General features: G+C 72.2%; 18 protein-coding genes. 15 read left to right on the top strand and 3 right to left on the bottom strand.

Going from position 1 to position 18,029, the window contains the following annotated elements; translation table 11 throughout:
• Nucleotides 1-164: 164 nt before the first annotated feature.
• The 9 genes from QT381_RS10405 (at nt 165) to QT381_RS10365 (ending at nt 9,345) form a co-directional block, all read left to right on the top strand.
• Complete coding sequence (locus QT381_RS10405) at nt 165-785, top strand: CDP-alcohol phosphatidyltransferase family protein (protein ID WP_289248867.1); 621 nt, start codon at nt 165-167, stop codon at nt 783-785.
• Between the two features lie 135 nt (nt 786-920).
• A complete protein-coding gene (locus QT381_RS10400; protein ID WP_289248866.1) occupies nt 921-1,541 on the top strand; it encodes a TetR/AcrR family transcriptional regulator in 621 nt (206 codons plus the stop codon).
• The gene (locus QT381_RS10395) at nt 1,538-2,920 is read left to right on the top strand and encodes an MFS transporter (RefSeq protein WP_289248865.1); all 1,383 of its coding nucleotides are present in this window, start codon (nt 1,538-1,540) and stop codon (nt 2,918-2,920) included. Before QT381_RS10400 ends, QT381_RS10395 begins: the two co-directional genes overlap by 4 nt.
• A gap of 101 nt (nt 2,921-3,021) precedes the next feature.
• Complete coding sequence (locus QT381_RS10390; RefSeq protein WP_289248864.1) at nt 3,022-4,299, top strand: alanine racemase; 1,278 nt, start codon at nt 3,022-3,024, stop codon at nt 4,297-4,299.
• Between the two features lie 14 nt (nt 4,300-4,313).
• Nucleotides 4,314-5,627: a D-arabinono-1,4-lactone oxidase gene (locus tag QT381_RS10385; protein WP_289248883.1), complete on the top strand. Its 1,314-nt coding sequence runs from the start codon at nt 4,314-4,316 to the stop codon at nt 5,625-5,627.
• A gap of 109 nt (nt 5,628-5,736) precedes the next feature.
• Entirely contained in the window at nt 5,737-6,819 is a 1,083-nt protein-coding gene (locus QT381_RS10380; protein ID WP_289248863.1) for an ABC transporter substrate-binding protein, read from the top strand.
• A 42-nt stretch (nt 6,820-6,861) separates the two neighbouring features.
• Entirely contained in the window at nt 6,862-7,668 is an 807-nt protein-coding gene (locus tag QT381_RS10375) for an ABC transporter ATP-binding protein (protein ID WP_289248882.1), read from the top strand.
• 1 nt (nt 7,669) lies between these two features.
• Nucleotides 7,670-8,479 carry an ABC transporter permease gene (locus QT381_RS10370; RefSeq protein WP_289248862.1) on the top strand — a complete coding sequence of 270 codons (810 nt, stop codon included), beginning with the start codon at nt 7,670-7,672 and terminating at the stop codon, nt 8,477-8,479.
• Nucleotides 8,476-9,345 carry an ABC transporter permease gene (locus QT381_RS10365; RefSeq protein WP_289248861.1) on the top strand — a complete coding sequence of 290 codons (870 nt, stop codon included), beginning with the start codon at nt 8,476-8,478 and terminating at the stop codon, nt 9,343-9,345. Before QT381_RS10370 ends, QT381_RS10365 begins: the two co-directional genes overlap by 4 nt.
• Before the next feature lie 68 nt (nt 9,346-9,413).
• Here the strand turns inward: QT381_RS10365 and QT381_RS10360 are convergent, their stop codons facing one another.
• Nucleotides 9,414-9,965 carry an adenine phosphoribosyltransferase gene (locus QT381_RS10360; RefSeq protein WP_289248860.1) on the bottom strand — a complete coding sequence of 184 codons (552 nt, stop codon included), beginning with the start codon at nt 9,963-9,965 and terminating at the stop codon, nt 9,414-9,416.
• 103 nt (nt 9,966-10,068) lie between these two features.
• Here QT381_RS10360 and QT381_RS10355 point away from each other — a divergent pair, with 103 nt between their 5' ends.
• Together QT381_RS10355 and QT381_RS10350 are read left to right on the top strand one after the other, a co-directional pair.
• A complete protein-coding gene (locus QT381_RS10355) occupies nt 10,069-10,641 on the top strand; it encodes a LemA family protein (protein WP_289248859.1) in 573 nt (190 codons plus the stop codon).
• An 85-nt stretch (nt 10,642-10,726) separates the two neighbouring features.
• Complete coding sequence (locus QT381_RS10350) at nt 10,727-11,632, top strand: M48 family metalloprotease (protein WP_289248858.1); 906 nt, start codon at nt 10,727-10,729, stop codon at nt 11,630-11,632.
• A 34-nt stretch (nt 11,633-11,666) separates the two neighbouring features.
• Here QT381_RS10350 and QT381_RS10345 read toward each other — a convergent pair whose 3' ends face one another.
• On the bottom strand, nt 11,667-12,242 hold the full coding sequence (locus QT381_RS10345) for a hypothetical protein (protein ID WP_289248857.1): 576 nt from the start codon (nt 12,240-12,242) through the stop codon (nt 11,667-11,669).
• Between the two features lie 9 nt (nt 12,243-12,251).
• Entirely contained in the window at nt 12,252-13,451 is a 1,200-nt protein-coding gene (locus tag QT381_RS10340; protein ID WP_289248856.1) for a winged helix-turn-helix domain-containing protein, read from the bottom strand.
• Nucleotides 13,452-13,916: 465 nt separating this feature from the next.
• On the opposite strand from QT381_RS10340, the gene QT381_RS10335 reads away from it, so the two are divergent.
• From QT381_RS10335 to QT381_RS10320, 4 genes are all read left to right on the top strand, one after another.
• A complete protein-coding gene (locus QT381_RS10335) occupies nt 13,917-15,050 on the top strand; it encodes an ABC transporter substrate-binding protein (RefSeq protein WP_289248855.1) in 1,134 nt (377 codons plus the stop codon).
• Nucleotides 15,051-15,135: 85 nt separating this feature from the next.
• Nucleotides 15,136-16,002, top strand: a complete 867-nt coding sequence (locus tag QT381_RS10330; protein ID WP_289248881.1) for an ABC transporter permease — start codon at nt 15,136-15,138, stop codon at nt 16,000-16,002.
• On the top strand, nt 15,999-16,841 hold the full coding sequence (locus QT381_RS10325; RefSeq protein WP_289248854.1) for an ABC transporter permease subunit: 843 nt from the start codon (nt 15,999-16,001) through the stop codon (nt 16,839-16,841). The genes QT381_RS10330 and QT381_RS10325 overlap by 4 nt, the downstream gene beginning before the upstream one ends.
• Nucleotides 16,838-18,022, top strand: coding sequence for an ABC transporter ATP-binding protein (locus QT381_RS10320; RefSeq protein ID WP_289248853.1), 1,185 nt, complete (start codon nt 16,838-16,840; stop codon nt 18,020-18,022). Before QT381_RS10325 ends, QT381_RS10320 begins: the two co-directional genes overlap by 4 nt.
• The last annotated feature ends 7 nt before the right edge of the window (nt 18,023-18,029 follow it).

Raw genomic sequence — 18,029 nt, 5'->3', positions numbered from 1 at the left:
AGCCCCGCGAGCAGATCGGCGCGGAACCCGCAGCATCGCTTCCGGAGTCCGACGCCGGCATCCTCGACGCGGGCCTGCGACTCGCGCCGACATCCGCCCGTGGGCGTTCCGATGCGTCGACGCGCCCGGTAGCGTCATGCCTGCGGAACGCACGAGGGAGGCGGATGTCGACGCCACGCGATGACGGGCTGGGTCTGTGGACCATCCCCAACGTGATCTCGTTCGCGCGCCTGCTCGTGCTCACGCCCGCGTTCGTCTACGCCCTCGTCGTGGACGACTCGCCCGCGGCGGCGCTCGGCATCCTCATCGCGCTCGGTGTGACCGACTGGATCGACGGCCAGATCGCCCGGCGGTTCCGGATGCGCTCGGCGATCGGCGCGAAGCTCGATCCGATCGCCGACCGGATCAGCCAGGGGATCGTGTGCATCGCGATGACGGTCGCCGGGCTCATCCCGCTCGTGGTGATGATCGTGTTCGTCGCGGCCGACCTGCTGCTGCTCGCCGCTCTCCTGGTCAAGCGACCGCCGGCCGTGCCGGTGAGCGCGCTCGGCCGCGTGCGCACGGCGGTGCTCATGATCGGCTTCCCGCTCGTGCTGCTCGCCGCCGCGATCCGCTCGGACGCGCCGTGGCTGCTGCCCGCGAGCGTGACCCTCGTCGCGATCGGAGCCGCGATGCACGCGATCGCCGACACCACGTATGCGGTGTGGGTGTTCCGCGGCACCGAGGCGCTGCACCGCGACGCCCATCCGGACGCGCCGTCGGATCGGCCCGCCGACCGCTCCTGACGCGGGCCTTGACGCGGAATCCTCCGCTCTGTCACCGTGGGTCAAGTGACTGGGACACTCGTCCCAGTCCTCGCGCACGCAGCGCGACCGCGACGACCGCGGCGACCGCGGGGGAGGGGGACACGGATGGCGCGCATGTCGAGCCTCGACCGCCGTTCCGAGCTCATCGACGCCGCGTTCCGCGTCGTGTCCCGCGACGGGATGGGCGCCGCCACGACGCGCGCGATCGTCGCCGAGGCGGGGATGCCGCTCGCGAGCTTCCACTACGCGTTCGCGAGCCGCGACGAGCTGCTGCGCGAGCTCGTCGAGCACGTGCTCGACGCCGAGTCGCTCGCCGCCGCCTCGACCCTGCGGCTCGGGTCGGACATCCGCGCCTCGATCGTCGCGGCGCTCACCGCCTACGTCGACGAGCTCGCGGCCGACCCGTCGCGAGAGCTCGCGATGTTCGAGCTGACCCAGTACGCGCTGCGCACCCCCGCCCTGCGCCACCTCGCCGCCGAGCAGTACGCGCGCTACCGCGCGACGGTCGCCGGCGTGCTCGAGGCCGGCGCCGCGCACGCCCGGGTGCGCTGGACGCTGCCGCTCGACGACGTCGCGCGCCTCGTGGTCGCCTTCACCGACGGCATCACCTTCGCCTGGCTCGCCGACCGCGACCGCGACGGCGCCCTGCGCATCGTGGCCTTCGCGGCCGACAGCCTGTCCACCCTCACCGCGCCCGCGCCGGGCCCGGCCACCCCCACCGAGGAGCCCGCATGAGCACGCCCGCTGCCAGCACCCCCGCCGCCCGGCCCGCCGCGTCGAGCGCCGGCCTCTTCCAGGAGCCGATCCGCCGGGTGCCGGCGCGCTGGATCACCCTGTTCGCGACCGCCTGGTTCGGCATCTGGATGGCGCAGCTCACCCCGATCCAGCTGCTGCTGCCCAACCAGATCGCCGAGGCCTTCCACCTGCCGCTCGATCCGGAGCAACAGCTCAGCACCGAGAACTGGCTCGACCCGGTGATGGCCTTCGGCGTCATCTCGGCGATCGCGGGGGCGTGCGCACTCCTCGCCTACCCGCTCACCGGCGCGCTCAGCGATCGCACGACCTCGCGCTTCGGCCGCCGCCGGCCGTGGATCCTCGCCGGCACCCTGGTGTTCGCGGTCAGCCTCGTGCTGCTCGGGCTGCAGACCGGCCTCGTCGGCATCGGCGTGTTCTGGGCGACGACCCTCGTCGGCTTCTGCATGGTCACCGCCGCGATCACCGCGACGATCAGCGACCAGGTGCCCATCAACCAGCGCGGCTTCGTGTCGGGCTGGGTGAGTGCACCGCAGGCGGTCGGCACGCTCGCGGGCCTCGCGCTCGTCGACGCGCTCGCCCTGTCCACGCTCGTCGGCTACCTCGTCGTCGCCATCGCGCTCGTCGTGCTCGTGGTGCCGTTCCTCGTCGTGCTCCGCGACCCGGCCCTGCCCGCATCCGAGCGTCCGCCGTTCGCGGCGCGCGCCATCCTCGCCGGGTTCTGGGTCAGCCCGCGCCGTCACCCGGACTTCGGCTGGACGCTGCTCAGCCGCATCCTCGTCAACCTCGGGAACGCGCTCGGCACCACCCAGCTCATCTACTTCCTCGCGTTCGGCCTGCACAGCGCGCACGTCGTCGACGACCTGCTGCTGCTCACCGCGGTCTACATGGCGTTCTTCATCGTCGCGGCGCTCGTCGTGGGCCGCATCAGCGACCGCATCGGCCAGCGCAAGATCTTCGTGTACATCGCGTCGTACCTCATCGCGATCGCCGCCCTGCTGCTCGCGTTCGTTCCGGCGCTGAACGTCGCGATCGTCGGCGCGGGCATCCTCGGTCTCGGCTACGGCGCGTACATGGCCGTGGACCAGGCGCTCGCGACCCAGGTGCTGCCGGATGCCCACGCCCGCGGCAAGGACCTCGGCATCATGAACATCGCGCTCGCCGTGCCGCAGGCGGTCGGGCCGCTGCTCGGCGCCGTGCTCGTCGTCGGCTTCGCGGGGCTCGTCGGATCGAACGGCGGCCAGCTCGTCGGGGACACGTTCGTCGGAGCCGGCACCGGGTTCGCGGCGCTGTTCGTGGCGTCCGCGATCGCGTCGGTGCTCGGCGGCTTCGCGCTCATCCCGATCCGGAGCGTCAAGTAGTGACCGAACGATCCCGCGCGCCCGAAGGATCCGCGCCCGGAGGATCCCGTCTGCACGAACCGACGCATCCCGAACCGACGCGGGTGCCCGAACCGACGCGGATGACCGCAGCGACGCTAGCCGCGCTCATCGCGACGCCGCCGGCCACGCAGCCGTGGACCGAGCCGGCCCGGTACTGGCCGGCGCTGGGCGCCGCGACCGCCCAGCTCGACCCGGTGTTCGCGACCGTGCACGTCGGCGCGCTCGCGCACAACGCAGACCGGCTCGTCGCACGCGCGTCCGGCACGCCGCTGCGGATCGCGTCGAAGTCGGTGCGCTCGCGCCCGATCCTCGACGCGGTGCTCGCGCTGCCCGGCTGGGCGGGCGTGCTCGCGTACACGCTGCGCGAGGCGCTCTGGCTCGCGCAGGACAGCCCCGGGCGGCCCGGGATCACGGATGTCGTGGTCGGCTACCCGACCGTCGACCGCGGCGCGATCCGCGCCCTCGCCGCCGACCCGGCGCTCGCCGCCCGCGTGACGCTCATGGTCGACGACGTCGCACAGCTCGACCTGATCGACGCGGCACGCCGCGAGGCGGACGGGCCGGGCGCTACGGAACTGAGGGTGTGCCTCGAGCTCGACGCGGGCTTCGACTCGCGCCTGCTCGGCTTCACCGGCGCGCGCCGGTCGCCCGTGCACACCGTCGCGCAGGCCGAGGCGCTCGCCCGCGCGATCGTCGGCCGGCCGGGGTTCCGGCTCGTCGGGATGATGGCGTACGAGTCGCAGATCGCCGGCACGATCGACGACCCGGCCGGGCGCCCGCTCTACGCGCGCGCGGTGCGCGCGATGCAGCGCTCCTCGCGCGCCGAGCTCGCCGATCGCCGGGCCGCGGCCGTCGCCGCGGTGCGGGCGATCGCCGACCTGGAGTTCGTGAACGGCGGCGGCACCGGATCGATCGAGTCGACGAGCGCCGAGAGCGCGGTGACGGATGTCGCGGCCGGCTCGGGCCTGTTCGGCCCGCACCTGTTCGACCACTACACCGCGTTCTCGCCCGCCCCCGCGGCGGCGTTCGTGCTCCCCGTGGTGCGCAAGCCGGCGCCCGGGCTCGCGACGCTGCTCGGCGGCGGCTGGATCGCATCCGGTCCGCCCGGGCCCGATCGCCTGCCGCGGCTGGAGTGGCCGACCGGCCTCGCGATGCTGCCGCGCGAGATGGCCGGCGAGGTGCAGACGCCGGTGTCCGGGCCGGCCGCGGCCGCGCTGCGCGTCGGCGACCGGGTCTGGGCCCGGCATACGAAGGCGGGCGAGCTGAGCGAGCACGTCGACGAGCTCGTGCTGGTCGACGACGACGGGGTCGTCGGCAGCGTGCCGACGTACCGGGGCGAGGGGAAGGTGTTCCTGTGACCGTGCAGTCGGCGATGGCCACGCTCGGCCCGTCGCGCCGCTGGCGCAACTGGGGACGCACCGTCGAGGCGCGCCCGGCCGCGGTCGCATCCCCGGCCTCGCCGGACGAGGTGGCGGCCGTCATCCGCACGGCGCGGGAGCGCGGGCTGCCCGTCAAGGCGGTCGGCGCCGGCCACAGCTTCACGGCGATCGCCGCGACGGACGGCGTGCAGCTCGACATCTCGGCGATCGACGGCGTGCTCGCGGTCGACGGCACCCGGGTGAGACTCGGCGCCGGCACCAACCTCTACCAGCTGCCCGCACTGCTCGCGCCGCACGGCCTCGCCCTCGCGAACATGGGCGACATCGACCGGCAGACCATCGCCGGGGCGACCGCCACGGGCACGCACGGCACCGGGCTGCGGTTCGGCGGGCTCGCGACCCAGATCCGCGCGGCGACGCTCGTCACCGCGTCCGGCGACCTGCTGCGCGTCAGCGAGAGCGAGAACGCCGAGCTGCTGCCGGCCGTGCGCATCGGACTCGGCGCCCTCGGCATCCTCGTCGACGTCACGATCGAGTGCGTGCCGGCCTACCTGCTGCACGCCGTCGAGCGCGGCGAGCGCCTCGACGCCGTGCTCGACGAGTGGCTCGATCGCGTCGAGGCCGCCGATCACTTCGAGTTCTACGCGTTCCCGCACGCCGACGGCGTCAGCACCAAGACCAACACGCGACTGCCCGCGGACGCCGAGCGGCATCCGGCGCACCCCGTGAGCAACTGGATCGAGGAGGTGCTGGTGCAGAGCGGCGTGATCGCGGCGATGTGCCAGGTGAGCCGCGTGGTGCCCGACGTGCTGCCGCCGCTCCACCGCCTCGCGACGACGCTGCAGGGCAATCGCGACTTCACGGATGCGTCGCCGGCGGTCTTCACGTCGCCGCGCTACACGCGATTCCGCGAGATGGAGTACGCGCTTCCGGTCGAGGCGGTGCCCGACGCACTGCGCGCGGTCAAGCGGATGATCGCGGAGCGGGATCTCCGGATCGGCTACCCGATCGAGGTGCGCGCCGCGGCCGCGGACGACATCTGGCTCTCGACGGCGCACGGCCGGCGCACGGGCTACATCGCCGTGCACCACTACTTCCGGCAGGACCCGACCCGGTACTTCCGGGAGGTCGAGGCGATCATGCGGTCGTTCGACGGGCGCCCGCACTGGGGCAAGATGCACGTCCGCGACGCGGGCTCGCTCGCCGCGGCGTACCCGCGATTCGCCGACTTCCTCGCGGTGCGCGACCGGCTCGATCCGGAGCGCGTCTTCCGCAACGACTACCTGACCCGCGTGCTGGGGGTCTGAGCGGCGCGCGCGTTAACCTGGCCGAAACACGGCGCGAAACAGACCGAAACGCGCTCCGCATACCGTGTAGCCCACCTTTCAGTCACACCCGAGGCGAGGCAATCACCCCATGTCAATCACGTCGATCTTCTCGCGCCGCACGGCGCGCGCCGGCATCGCGACCGCAGCGATCGCTGCCGCCGTCATCTCGCTCGCCGGCTGTTCCGGGAGCACCCCGAGCAGCGACACCACGCCCGGCGACGCCGGTGCTGCCGACTACGGCACCGTCAACCTCCAGCTGTCCTGGATCAAGGACGTCGAGTTCAGCGGCGAGTTCCTCGCCGACTCGAAGGGCTACTTCAAGGACGCCGGCATCTCCACGGTGAACATGACGCCCGGACCCTCGACCGGCACGTCCGAACTGCTGTCCGGCAAGGCCGACGTCGCACTCAGCGACGCCGTCTCGGTCGGCAGCGCGGTCTCGCAGGGCCAGCCGCTCAAGATCATCGGCACCGAGTTCCAGAAGAACCCGTTCACGATCCTCTCGCTCGGCGAGAAGACCCCGCTGAAGAGCCCGAAGGACCTCATCGGCAAGAAGATCGGCGTCGACGACTCGAACACCGTGCTCTTCAACGCGTTCCTCTCGGTCAACGGCATCGACCCGAAGGACGTGACGGTCGTCCCCGGCCAGTTCAACGGACCCGCGCTGCTCGAGAGCGGCCAGGTCGACGGCTACGTCTCCTACCTGACGAACGAGGGCATCCAGGTCGAGCTCGACGGCTACACGCCGGTCAACCTCGCGTTCGCCGACTTCGGCCTCCCGTTCGTCGCGGAGACCGTGACCGTCACGCAGGACTCGATCGACAACGACCGCGACAAGCTCGTCGCCTTCCTGAAGGCGGAGGTGCAGGGCTGGAGCGACTTCGTGAAGGACCCGCAGTCCGGCGCCGACCTCGCCACCGGCACCTACGGCAAGGACCTGAAGCTCGACCCGAAGCTCGAGGCGGCCGCGGCCACCGCGCAGGCCGGCCTCGTCGCGACCGACGAGACCGCGACCAACGGCCTCTTCACGATCTCGGACGAGCTGCAGCAGGAGACCATCGCGTCGCTCAAGGCCGCGGGCATCACGACCACGGCCAAGGACCTGTTCGACATGTCGCTGCTCGCCGACGTCTACAAGGCGAACCCGGACCTCGTGGACTACTCCAAGTAGTCACTCGGGACGAGCAGGAACACACGATCCGTGACTGACACGGTGACCGCCGGTGCCCAGGGCGCAGCCCTGGGCACCGGCATCCACATCAGCGACCTCCACAAGGAGTTCCGCGTCGGCACGCGCACGGTCACGGCGCTGCAGAACGCGAACCTGCACACCGACCAGGGCTCGTTCCTCGCGCTGCTCGGTCCCTCGGGATGCGGCAAGTCCACGATCCTGCGCATCCTCGCCGGCCTCGAGGGCCCGTCGAGCGGCACCACCCGGGTCGACGGCAAGAGCCCGAAGGAGCTGCGCCGGGACAACGAGCTCGGGATCGCGTTCCAGGACCACGCCCTGCTGCCGTGGCGGAGCGTCTACAGCAACATCCGGCTGCCGTTCGAGGTCGCGGGCAAGCGTCCCGACACGACCTACATCGACGAGCTCATCGACCTCGTCGGGCTGCGCGGCTTCGAGAAGGCCAAGCCCGCCCAGCTCTCCGGCGGCATGCGCCAGCGCGTGTCGATCGCCCGGTCGCTCGTGATGAAGCCGAGCGTGCTGCTGCTCGACGAGCCGTTCGGCGCGCTCGACGACATGACCCGCCAGCGCCTCAACCTCGAGCTGCTGCGGATCTGGACCGAGAAGCCCGCGACGACGCTCCTCGTCACGCACGGCATCTCGGAGGCGATCTTCCTCGCCGACAAGGTCGCCGTGATGAGCCCCCGGCCCGGCCGGATCAAGGAGATCATCGACATCGACCTGCCCCGGCCGCGCACCCCGGAGATGATGCGCACGCCCGAGTTCCACGCCTACGTGGACCAGGCCTCCGAGCTGCTGTTCGGCGTCGGCGGCGCCGCGGCGGAGGACTGACGTGCCCCGTCGTCTGCCGGTGCCGTCCTGGCTCGCCGCCACCGTCGGCATCCTCGTCGTGATCGCCGTCTGGTGGATCATCGCCGTGCTCGTCGACCCGGGGGAGGGCAGGCACGCCATCGTGCCCACGCCGCCCGCCGTCATCGCGCAGGTCGTGAGCGACGGGTTCTCGTTCTACACGAACGCGTTCGTCGTGACGCTGCGCGAGGCGGGCTTCGGCTACCTGGCGGGCAACGTCGTCGCGCTCGTGCTGTGCGCGCTCGTGCTCGTGCTGCCGCCGCTCGAGGGCGTGCTGAACCAGATCGCCGTGATCTCGTACTGCCTGCCGCTCGTGGCCATCGGCCCGATCCTCAAGCTCATCCTCGGCGGCGCGACCTCGACCGGCGACACCTCGGCGACCGCGACCTTCGTCGCGGGGCTCTCCGTGTTCTTCACCACGGTCGTCGGCTCGCTCCTCGGACTCAAGGCGAGCGATCGCGCCGCTCTCGACGTCATCACGGTGTACGGCGGATCGCGCCTCACGCAGCTGCGCAAGGTGCGGATCGTGTCCGCGATCCCGCACGTGCTCACCGCGCTGCAGATCGCCGTTCCGGCCGCCTTCCTCGGCGCGATCCTCGGCGAGTACTTCGGCGCGATCGACCTGAGCGTCGGCACGCTGCTGCTCACCTCGCAGTCGTCCGGCCAGTCCGAGCGGCTCTGGGGCCTGTTCCTGATGTGCGCGTTCGTCGCGATCATCGGCTACGGCCTCGTCGGCCTCGTGGCGCGCGCCGTGGCGCCCTGGGCGCGCGGAACCGCGGGGGCCGGCGCGTGACCGCGCTCGCGGCGCCCGCCGCCGTCGACGTCCGCGCCCGCCGGCGCGAGATCCGTTCCACCACGCTGCGCGCCGTCGGACGCGCGCTCGGGCGGTCGCTGTTCACCGCCGTCGTCTCGTTCGTCATCATCGTCGGCGTCTGGTTCTCGGTCGTCACGTTCTTCGGCGTCGCGCCCTACATCACCCAGAACCCCGCGCAGGTCTGGAACTACCTGTTCACGCTGCCGTCGGCATCCGCCAACCGGGAGCTGATCTGGGGCCAGCTCTCGGTGACGCTCGCGCACTCGGCGTTCGGCTTCGTGTGCGGGCTCGTCGTCGCGATCCTCGTCGCGATCGTGTTCCGCGTCTCGCGGCTCGTCGAGGCGGCGTTCATGCCGTTCGCGCTGCTGCTGCGCTCGGTGCCGCTGCTCGCCATCGCGCCGATCATCTTCATGATCTTCGGCATCGGCTCGCAGGCCTCGGTCGGCGTCATCGGCGGCATCGTCGTGCTCTTCCCGGCGCTCGTCACGATCGCGTTCGGGCTCAAGAACGCGTCGCCGACCATGATCGACGTCGTGCACACGTACGGCGGATCGACGTGGACGGTCGTGCGCAAGGTCGCCCTGCCCGGGTCGCTGCCCTCGCTGTTCGCCGCCGCGCGCATCTCGGTGCCCGGCGCGATCACCGGCGCCCTGCTCACCGAGTGGCTCTCCACCGGCGACGGCATCGGCGGATCGGCCAACAAGGAGATCGTCACCGGCCAGTTCCCGGCGCTGTGGGCCGCGGTCGTCGTCGTGACGCTCGTCGCGCTCGGCATCTACATGCTCGTGCAGCTCGTCGAGTCGGTCGTGCTCGCCCGGATGGGCATGGCGACGAACACGAGGTAGCACGCTGCGCGGCGAACCTCGGTCGCAGGCTCCGTCGGCGCCGGGGTCGCGCGACGCTGGCGCGTCGCCTACAGCCCGACCGCGCTCAGCGTGCGCACGTCGTAACCGGGGAGCCGCCCGCGGCCGCCGAGCCCGTCGAGCTCGAGCACGACGCTGATGCCCGCGACGCTCCAGCCGGCCGCCTCGACGAGGTGCGCGGCGGCCGCGAGCGTGCCGCCGGTCGCGAGGATGTCGTCGAGCACGAGCACGCGGGAGCCCGCGGGCAGGTCGTCGGGCTGCCCCTCGAGCGTCGCGCTGCCGTACTCGAGGTCGTAGCTGCGCGACAGATGCGGGCGCGGCAGCTTGCCCGGCTTGCGGATGATGAGCATTCCGGTCCCCAGCGCGTAGGCAGCGGATGCCGCGAGCACGAACCCGCGCGCCTCGACGCCGGCCACCGCGTCCACGCGATCCGCGAACGGCTCGACCAGGGCATCCGTCACCGCGCGCAGCGCCGCGCCGTCGGCGAACACCGGGGTCAGGTCGCGGAACAGGATGCCGGGCTTGGGGAAGTCGGGCACGAGCGCGGTGAGCTCGTCGATCGAGCGGCGCGCGGTGTCGAGGGCGGCGGAGGGCTCGGGCATGCCCCGATTCTCGCAGGCGAGCGCGGGCGCGGGCGTGCGGGCGCGAGGACGGGCGTGCGAAATGATTCGGCCGCCGCCCAGCCGCTCACCCTATGATTCCCCCATGGAATTCCTGCCCTGGATCATCATCGGCGTCATCGTGCTCCTCGTGATCATCGCGGGCATCTACCTGTGGTCCACCTACAACGGCCTCGTCACGCTCGGCGTGCGGGTCGACGAGGCGTGGAGCGACATCACGGTGCAGCTCAAGCGCCGGGCCGACCTCATCCCGAACCTCATCGAGACGGTCAAGGGCTACGCGACGCACGAGAAGGGCGTCTTCGAGGCCGTGACCCAGGCGCGCGCCGAGACGCTGCAGGCGAAGTCGCCGGGCGAGGCGAGCGTCGCCGAGAGCCACATGCAGTCCGCGCTCAAGGGCGTATTCGCGGTCGCGGAGGCCTACCCGCAGCTGCAGGCGAGCCAGAACTTCCTGCAGCTGCAGGGCGAGCTCGTCGACACCGAGGACAAGATCCAGGCCAGCAGGCGCTTCTACAACGGCGGCGTGCGCGAGCTCAACACGAAGATCAAGATCTTCCCGAACACGCTCTTCGTGCGCGGGCTCGGCTTCACCGAGCGCGAGTTCTTCGAGGTCGCGGATGCCGCGTCGATCGCCGAGCCGCCGCGCGTGCAGTTTTGATCACACCCACCCGCTGGTCGAGGAGTTCGCGAGCGTAGCGAGCCGGCGTCTCGAGACCGCACCCATCGCCCCGGGGGACTGACCCATGTATCGCGCCATCGCGGCGAACAAGCGCAACACGGTGTTCATCATCGTGCTGTTCGTGCTCATCATCGGTGCCATCGGCCTCGCGGCTAGCGCCATCTGGGGCGGGCCGGGCAGCCAGCTGCCGATCACCATCGGCGTGCTCATCGGCGCGGGCCTGTACACGCTCGTGCAGTACTTCCTCTCGTCGGGCCAGGCGCTCGCGATCGCCGGCGCCGTGCCGATCCGCAAGGCCGACGACCCGCGGCTGTACCGCATCGTCGAGAACCTCGCGATCACCGACGGCCTGCCGATGCCGAAGGTGTACATCATCCCCGACCCCGCGCCGAACGCGTTCGCGACCGGCCGCGACCCGCAGCACGCCTCGGTCGCCGCCACGACCGGGCTGCTCGAGCTCATGAACGACCGCGAGCTCGAGGGCGTCATGGCGCACGAGCTCGGGCACGTCAAGAACTACGACATCCGTGTCTCGACGATCGTGTTCGGGCTCGTCGTCGCGGTCGGATTCCTGAGCGACATCCTGCTGCGCCTGAGCTTCTTCGGCGGCGGGAACCGGCGCGACAACAACAACGGCGGCGGCGGGAACCCGATCGTGCTCGTGCTCGGCATCGTCGCGATCGTGCTCGCCCCGATCGTCGCGGCGGTCGTGCAGGCCGCGGTCTCGCGGCAGCGCGAATACCTCGCGGATGCCACCGGCGCGCTCACCACGCGCGACCCCGAGGGGCTCGCGAGCGCCCTCGCGAAGCTCGGCGAGCACGGCCGCCCGATGCGCCGGCAGAACTCGTCGATGGCGCACCTGTGGATCTCGGACCCGACCAAGCCCGGCGTCATCGACCGGCTGTTCTCGACCCACCCGCCGCTGCCCGACCGCATCAAGCGGCTGAACGAGAGCGGCACGCACTTCTAGCGGCGGGGCCGGCATCCGGGTCGGCGGCCTGCGGCTAGTGCTGGGCGCGCTGCACGACGCCGAAGACGTTGTCGAACAGCCGGATCACCGCGGGCGTGGCCTCGTCGCTGCTCAGCCCGCTCGCGGCGATCCGCACCTTCGCGGCGCCGACCACGGCGGCCTGGGTGCAGGTCGCGAGCGCACAGATCGGGGTATCGCCCGGGGTCGTGCCGTCCGCACCGCCGGTCGGGTCGATGCTCACCCCGACGATGTGGTCGGAGTCGCCCCAGCCGCAGAGCAGCGTGTCGGCATCCGCGCCCGCCACGTCCATGCCGTCGGTCGGCAGCGCGGGCAGCGGCGCACCGAAGACGAGCGAGAGCATGTCGTCGTCGAGCAGGTCCGCGCAGGTCAGGCCGAACGCGGATGCCGCGGACGTGCCGCTTGAGGACGACGACGGGCCGGACGACGACGAGCCCGGCGCTGACGTGCTCGCGTCGCCCGGTGTGGCGGACCCGGGGGCGGCATCCGTCGCGACGCCCGATCCGGTCGCGTCGCCCGCCGGCGCGCCGGAGCCGCAGCCCGCGAGCAGCAGGAGCACGGGCAGGGCGAGAGCGAGAGGTCGTCGTCTCATCCGGGCAGGCTAGTGCGCCGACCCGCGCCACGCACCCGCGACATCCGCGATGAGGTCGCCGCGGTCGGCGAAGGCCACCGACCCGTGGCCCTGCCAGGCGACGACCTCCTCGAGCAGGGGAACGACGCGGTCGGCGAGGTCGGCCGGCGCGTGCGGCTCCCGCCACGCGGACTGCACGCGCAGCACGCGCGCCCTGCGGTCGTTCTTCAGGTCGATGCGCCCCACGACGCCGTCGCCGGCGAGGATCGGCAGCGAGTAGTAGCCGAACACTCGCTTGGGCTCGGGCGTGTAGATCTCGATGCGGTAGTGGAAGTCGAACAGGCGCAGCGCCCGGCCGCGCTCCCACACGACCGGGTCGAACGGGCTGAGCAGCGCACCGGCGTCGACGCGGCGGGGCACGCTGGTGCCCGTGCGCACGAACGCGGGGGAGCGCCATCCGTCGACCGCGACCGTCGACACGGCGCCCGTCTCGACGAGCTCCGCGAGCCGGGCCCTCGTGTCGTCGGTGCGCATCCGGTAGTGGTCGGCGATGTCGCTCACCGTGCCGATGCCGAGCGCCGTGACGGCGAGCAGAACGAGCTCGCGCTGCGCGTCGGCCGCGGGCACCGCGCGCGCGAGCACGGACGCCGGCATCACCTGCTCGGGCAGCGCGTAGCTGCGCTCGAAGCGGTCCCGGCCCGCCGTGACCACCTCGCCGAACAGCCAGAGGTGCTCGAGCGCCTGCTTGACGCCCGACCAGCCCCACCAGCCGCCCTCGCCCCTGCCGCTCGGATGCTCCAGGTCGCTCGCGCGCGTCGGGCCGCCGTCGCGCAGCGCATCGCGCACCCACTGCACGATCTCGGGGTGCGCCTGGAACCACGAGCCGGGGCCGGCGTACTTGTCGCGCATCGCCCGCATCCGCCAGCGGAACAGCGGCCAGTGCTCCTTCGGGATCACGGCCGCGACGTGCGCCCAGTACTCGGTCCAGTCCCCGCGGCGATCGAACAGCACGCGATCGAGGTCGGCCTTGTCGTAGCCGCCGAGGCGCGCGAACACGGGCAGGTAGTGGCTGCGCTCGAAGACGTTCACGCTGTCGAGCTGCAGGAGCGGCAGGCGCCTCAGGTGCGCGCCGAGCTGGCGGACGCCGACGGCATCCGGGCGCGGTCGCGCGAAGCCCTGCGCGGCGAGCGCGATCCGGCGCGCGGCCGCGGGGGAGACGGATGCCGGCACGCTTCACACCGTAACGGAGCGCACCGACACGCTCACCCGAGCGTGTTGCTCGCTCACTGGCCGTGTTGCTCGCTCACCCGAGCGTGTTGCTCGCTCACCCGAGCGTGTTGCTCGCTCACTGGCCGCGTTGCTCGCTCACTGGCCGTGTTGCTTGCTCACCCGACCGTGTTGCTCACTCACCCGACTGTGTTACTCGAGATCGCCCGGACGTCCGGGCGATCTCGAGTAACACGGTCGGGTGAGCCGCGGCCGGGCGCGGCCGAGGCGCGGCCGAGCGCGGCCGAGCGCGGCCGAGCACGAGCGGGCGCGGCCGGGCGAGGCCGGCATCCGTTCCCCTGCCGTTCACCGCGTGGACGCCGCCCCGCCGCTCGCGCTCTCTAGCGTTGCCCAGCGGGTCGCCCGCGGTTCCCCACGCGTCGGCACCACAGCGCCGCCGGCCGCGTCGACCCATCGAAGGAGATCCCCGTGCGACACCAGCGCACCATCCTCGCGGCCGGCATCCTCGCCACCGCCCTCGCGCTCAGCGCCTGCTCGGGCGCCGGCGACAGCCAGAACACCGGGTCCACCGGCGCGGGCTCCGACGTCGACGCGGCCACCGCCACGAGCGCGGAGGCGTTCGGCGGCCTCGACGCGCTCGTCGCCGCGGCGAAGGCCGAGGGCCAGCTCAACGTCATCGCCCTGCCCGACACCTGGGCGAACTACGGCGAGATCAAGAAGAAGTTCGAGGACACCTACGGCATCACGGTCAACTCGGCCGATCCCGACGTGTCGAGCGCCGAGGAGATCCAGGCGGCCGACAACCTCCGGGGGCAGGACACTGCTCCCGACGTCTTCGACCTCGGCACCGCCGTGACGCTCGCGTCGACGGACTACTTCGCGCCGTACCAGGTCGCGAACTGGAGCGAGATCCCGGACGGCAACAAGGAGTCCACGGGCCTGTACGTCAACGACTACACCGGCGCCATGTCGATCGGCTACGACTCGACCTCCGTGCCCGAGCCGACGAGTCTCGACGACCTGCTCGGCGACGACTACCGCGGCGCGGTCGCGCTCAACGGCGACCCGACGCAGGCGGGCGCGGCCTTCGCCGCGGTCGGTCTCGCGGCCGTGCAGTCGGGCGGAACGCTCGACGACTTCACGCCCGGCATCGACTTCTTCCGCAAGCTCAACAAGGCGGGCAACTTCATCCCCGTCGACGCGACGCCCGCGACGATCGCGTCGGGCGAGACCAAGGTCGTCTTCGACTGGTCGTACAACAACCTCGCCGTCTCGAAGGACGTCGACGGCTGGAAGACGACGGTGCTGCCGGGCACGGCCTACACGAGCTACTACAACCAGGCCATCAGCAAGGACGCTCCGCATCCCGCCGCCGCTCGCCTGTGGCAGGAGTTCCTCTACTCGGCCGACGCGCAGAACCTGTTCATCGTCGGCGGCGCCTACCCGGTCACGCTGCAGGCCATGACGGATGCCGGCACCGCCGACACCGACGCGCTCGCCGCGATCGGCGAGCTCAGCGCCGACCAGGTCACGCCGACCGACGCGCAGGCGGAGGCCGCGTCGGCCCTGCTCGCCTCCGACTGGGCCGGCGCTGTCGGCTGACATGGCGGGCCTCGTCACGCGCCCTGGCGTTCGGGACCTCCCCGAGCGCCAGGGCCGCGCCGTCGCGTCACGCGGCACCGCACGGATGCCGCACCGTCGTCGTCCGCGCGGCCTCGCTCTCCCGCTGCTCGGGCTCACGCCGTTCGCGGCGTACGTCGTGCTGTTCCTCGCGATACCGACGGCGCTCGCGGTCGCGACGGGATTCTTCACGAAGGGCGGCGCCCCCACCCTCGACAACGTGGTGGGGCTGTTCACCCCGACGGTGCTCGGCACGTTCGTGTCGTCCGCGTGGATCTCGGCGCTCACCGCCGTGCTCGGCGCCGTGATCGGTGCTCTCGTCTGCTACGCGCTCCTCGGCCTGCCGGAGGAGGGCGTCATCCGTCGCACCGTCGAGGCGGGATCGAGCGTGCTCGCGCAGTTCGGCGGCATCATGCTCGCGTTCGCCTTCATCGCCACGATCGGCGTGCAGGGCGTGCTGACGGTGTGGCTCAAGGGAATCGGCGTCGACATCTTCGCGGACGGCGTCTGGATCTACCAGGTGCCCGGCCTGATCCCGGTGTACCTCTACTTCCAGGTGCCGCTCATGGTGATCACGTTCCTCCCCGCGATGGAGGGGCTCAAGGTGCAGTGGGCCGAGGCCAACGCCACGCTCGGCGGCACGCGCCTCGGCTACTGGACGCGCATCGCCGCGCCCGTGCTCGCGCCCTCGTTCGCCGGGACGCTGCTGCTGCTGTTCGCGAACGCGTTCTCGTCGTACGCGACCGCCGCGGCCCTCATCAGCCAGGGCGCGCAGATCGTGCCGCTGCAGATCCGGTCGGCGCTGCGCAGCGAGACCGTGCTCGGCCGGGAGAACATGGCCGGCGCCCTCGCGCTCGGCATGGTCGTCGTGATGGTCGTCGTGATGTCGCTCTACTCGGTGCTGCAGCGACGCACGTCCCGGTGGCAGCGATGAGCGCGCGATCGGGCGCCGTCGCGATCGGCGCGCAGCCCGGACGCGTGGCGCGCATCGTCATCCTCGGCGTCGTCGGCCTCGCCTTCGCGGTGCCGGTGCTCGCGATGGTGCAGTTCACGTTCCGCGCCGGCCTCGCGGGCGGTCTCACGCTGTCGCACTGGACCGGCCTCGTCGATGCGGATGCGGGGCGCACGTACCGCTCGCTGTTCCAGGCCGTGGGCAACTCGGGCGTGCTCGTGCTCGTGACCGTCGCGATCGTGCTCGTCGTGCTGCTGCCGACCATGGTGCTCGTGCACCTGCGGTTCCGCCGGTTCGAGCGCGTGCTCGAGATCGTGTGCATCGTGCCGATCACCGTGCCCGCGATCGTGCTCGTCGTGGGTCTCGCGCCCGTGTACGGCGTCGTCGTGCGGGTGCTCGGCGGCTCGGTGTGGACGCTCGCGTTCGCGTACGGCATCACCGTGCTGCCCTACGCCTACCGCGCGATCCGCTCGAGCATGGACGCGGTCGACCTCACGACGCTGACCGAGGCGGCGCGCACGCTCAGCGCGGGGTGGCCCGCCATCATGGTGCGGGTCATCGTGCCCGTGCTGCGCCGCGGGATCCTCGCCGCCGCGTTCATCGCGGTCGCGGTCGTGCTCGGCGAGTTCACGATCGCATCGCTGCTCAACCGGGTCAACCTGCAGACCGCCCTGCTGCAGGTCTCGCAGAGCGACCCGTACGTCGCCGTCATCTTCGCGCTGCTCGCGCTCGCTCTCGCGTTCGTGCTGCTGCTCTCGATCGGGCGTCTCGGCGCCGCCCCGCGCGCCCGCGCTCCCCGTGCTCGAAAGGCCCCGGCATGACCGTCACCGCCCCCGCACCCGCCTCGCTCGCCGCTCCGGGAGCGAGGGTCGAGCTCGTCGGCGTCGTCAAGGAGTTCGCCGGGCACCGGGCGCTCGACGGGGTCGACCTGACGCTGCGTCCCGGCGAGCTCGTGGCGCTGCTCGGGCCGTCGGGCTGCGGCAAGACCACCGCGCTGCGCGCCCTCTCGGGGCTCGAGAGCGTCGACGGGGCGATCACGATCGACGGGCGCGACGTGGCATCCGTTCCGACCAACCGGCGCGACATCGGCATGGTGTTCCAGGCCTACTCGCTCTTCCCGCACCTCACGACGATCGAGAACGTCGAGTTCGGGCTCCGGATGCGGCGCGTGCCCGCCGCGGAACGCCGCGCGCGCGCCGCCGACGCGCTCGACCTCGTCGGCCTCGGGCACCTGGACGGCCGCTACGCGCACCAGCTGTCGGGCGGCCAGCAGCAGCGCGTCGCGCTCGCCCGCGCCCTCGTCACCCGCCCGCGCGTGCTGCTGCTCGACGAGCCGCTCTCGGCGCTCGACGCGAAGGTCCGCGTGAGCCTGCGCGACGAGATCCGTCGCATCCAGACCGAGCTCGGCATCACGACACTGTTCGTGACCCACGACCAGGAGGAGGCGCTCGCCGTCGCCGACCGCGTGGCCGTCATGCGCGCGGGTCGCATCGAGCAGATCGGAACGCCCGAAGAGCTGTACTCCACCCCGGCGAACTCGTTCGTCGCCGACTTCGTCGGGCTCTCGAACCGGCTGCCGGGCGTCGTCGAGGGGGGCCGTGTCGTCGTGCACGGCGTCGCGCTGCCCCTGCTCGACCCGACGCGCCTGGACGGCGAGGCGATCGCCTACGTGCGGCCCGAGCACGTCACGATCGCCGCGCGCGACGAGGCGGCGGGCGGGCGTGGTGAGTTTGCGGGCGGACGTGACGAGTTGGGGGGCGGGCGCGGCGAGTTTGCGGGCGTGCGCGGCGAGGCGGCGGGCGGTCGCGGCGAGGCGGCGGGCGCGCGCGGTGAGCTGGCGGGCACGATCCTGACGACGAGCTTCCTCGGGCCGGTGCGGCGCACGCGCGTGAGTCTCGACGACGGCACCGTGGTCGCGGTGCAGCACGCGGCGGTCGACGACGCGATCGTCGGGCAGCCGGTGCGCATTGCGTTCACCGGCCAGCCGGTCGCGGTCGAGTAGCGGAACC

Origin of the sequence: Galbitalea sp. SE-J8, from assembly GCF_030345695.1 — a bacterium.
Lineage (GTDB): Bacteria > Actinomycetota > Actinomycetes > Actinomycetales > Microbacteriaceae > JAUASV01.
Note: the sequence above shows the minus strand (reverse complement) of the source record. Positions and strands in the feature narration are given on the sequence as shown.

What these genes read in the sequence shown, in the direction of transcription:
- QT381_RS10405 (WP_289248867.1), top strand. Translation starts at nt 165, where the DNA reads ATGTCGACGCCACGCGATGACGGGCTGGGTCTGTGGACCATCCCCAAC.
- QT381_RS10400 (WP_289248866.1), top strand. Translation starts at nt 921, where the DNA reads ATGTCGAGCCTCGACCGCCGTTCCGAGCTCATCGACGCCGCGTTCCGC.
- QT381_RS10395 (WP_289248865.1), top strand. Translation starts at nt 1,538, where the DNA reads ATGAGCACGCCCGCTGCCAGCACCCCCGCCGCCCGGCCCGCCGCGTCG.
- QT381_RS10390 (WP_289248864.1), top strand. Translation starts at nt 3,022, where the DNA reads ATGACCGCAGCGACGCTAGCCGCGCTCATCGCGACGCCGCCGGCCACG.
- QT381_RS10385 (WP_289248883.1), top strand. Translation starts at nt 4,314, where the DNA reads ATGGCCACGCTCGGCCCGTCGCGCCGCTGGCGCAACTGGGGACGCACC.
- QT381_RS10380 (WP_289248863.1), top strand. Translation starts at nt 5,737, where the DNA reads ATGTCAATCACGTCGATCTTCTCGCGCCGCACGGCGCGCGCCGGCATC.
- QT381_RS10360 (WP_289248860.1), bottom strand. Translation starts at nt 9,965, where the DNA reads ATGCCCGAGCCCTCCGCCGCCCTCGACACCGCGCGCCGCTCGATCGAC.
- QT381_RS10355 (WP_289248859.1), top strand. Translation starts at nt 10,069, where the DNA reads ATGGAATTCCTGCCCTGGATCATCATCGGCGTCATCGTGCTCCTCGTG.
- QT381_RS10350 (WP_289248858.1), top strand. Translation starts at nt 10,727, where the DNA reads ATGTATCGCGCCATCGCGGCGAACAAGCGCAACACGGTGTTCATCATC.
- QT381_RS10345 (WP_289248857.1), bottom strand. Translation starts at nt 12,242, where the DNA reads ATGAGACGACGACCTCTCGCTCTCGCCCTGCCCGTGCTCCTGCTGCTC.
- QT381_RS10330 (WP_289248881.1), top strand. Translation starts at nt 15,136, where the DNA reads ATGCCGCACCGTCGTCGTCCGCGCGGCCTCGCTCTCCCGCTGCTCGGG.
- QT381_RS10325 (WP_289248854.1), top strand. Translation starts at nt 15,999, where the DNA reads ATGAGCGCGCGATCGGGCGCCGTCGCGATCGGCGCGCAGCCCGGACGC.
- QT381_RS10320 (WP_289248853.1), top strand. Translation starts at nt 16,838, where the DNA reads ATGACCGTCACCGCCCCCGCACCCGCCTCGCTCGCCGCTCCGGGAGCG.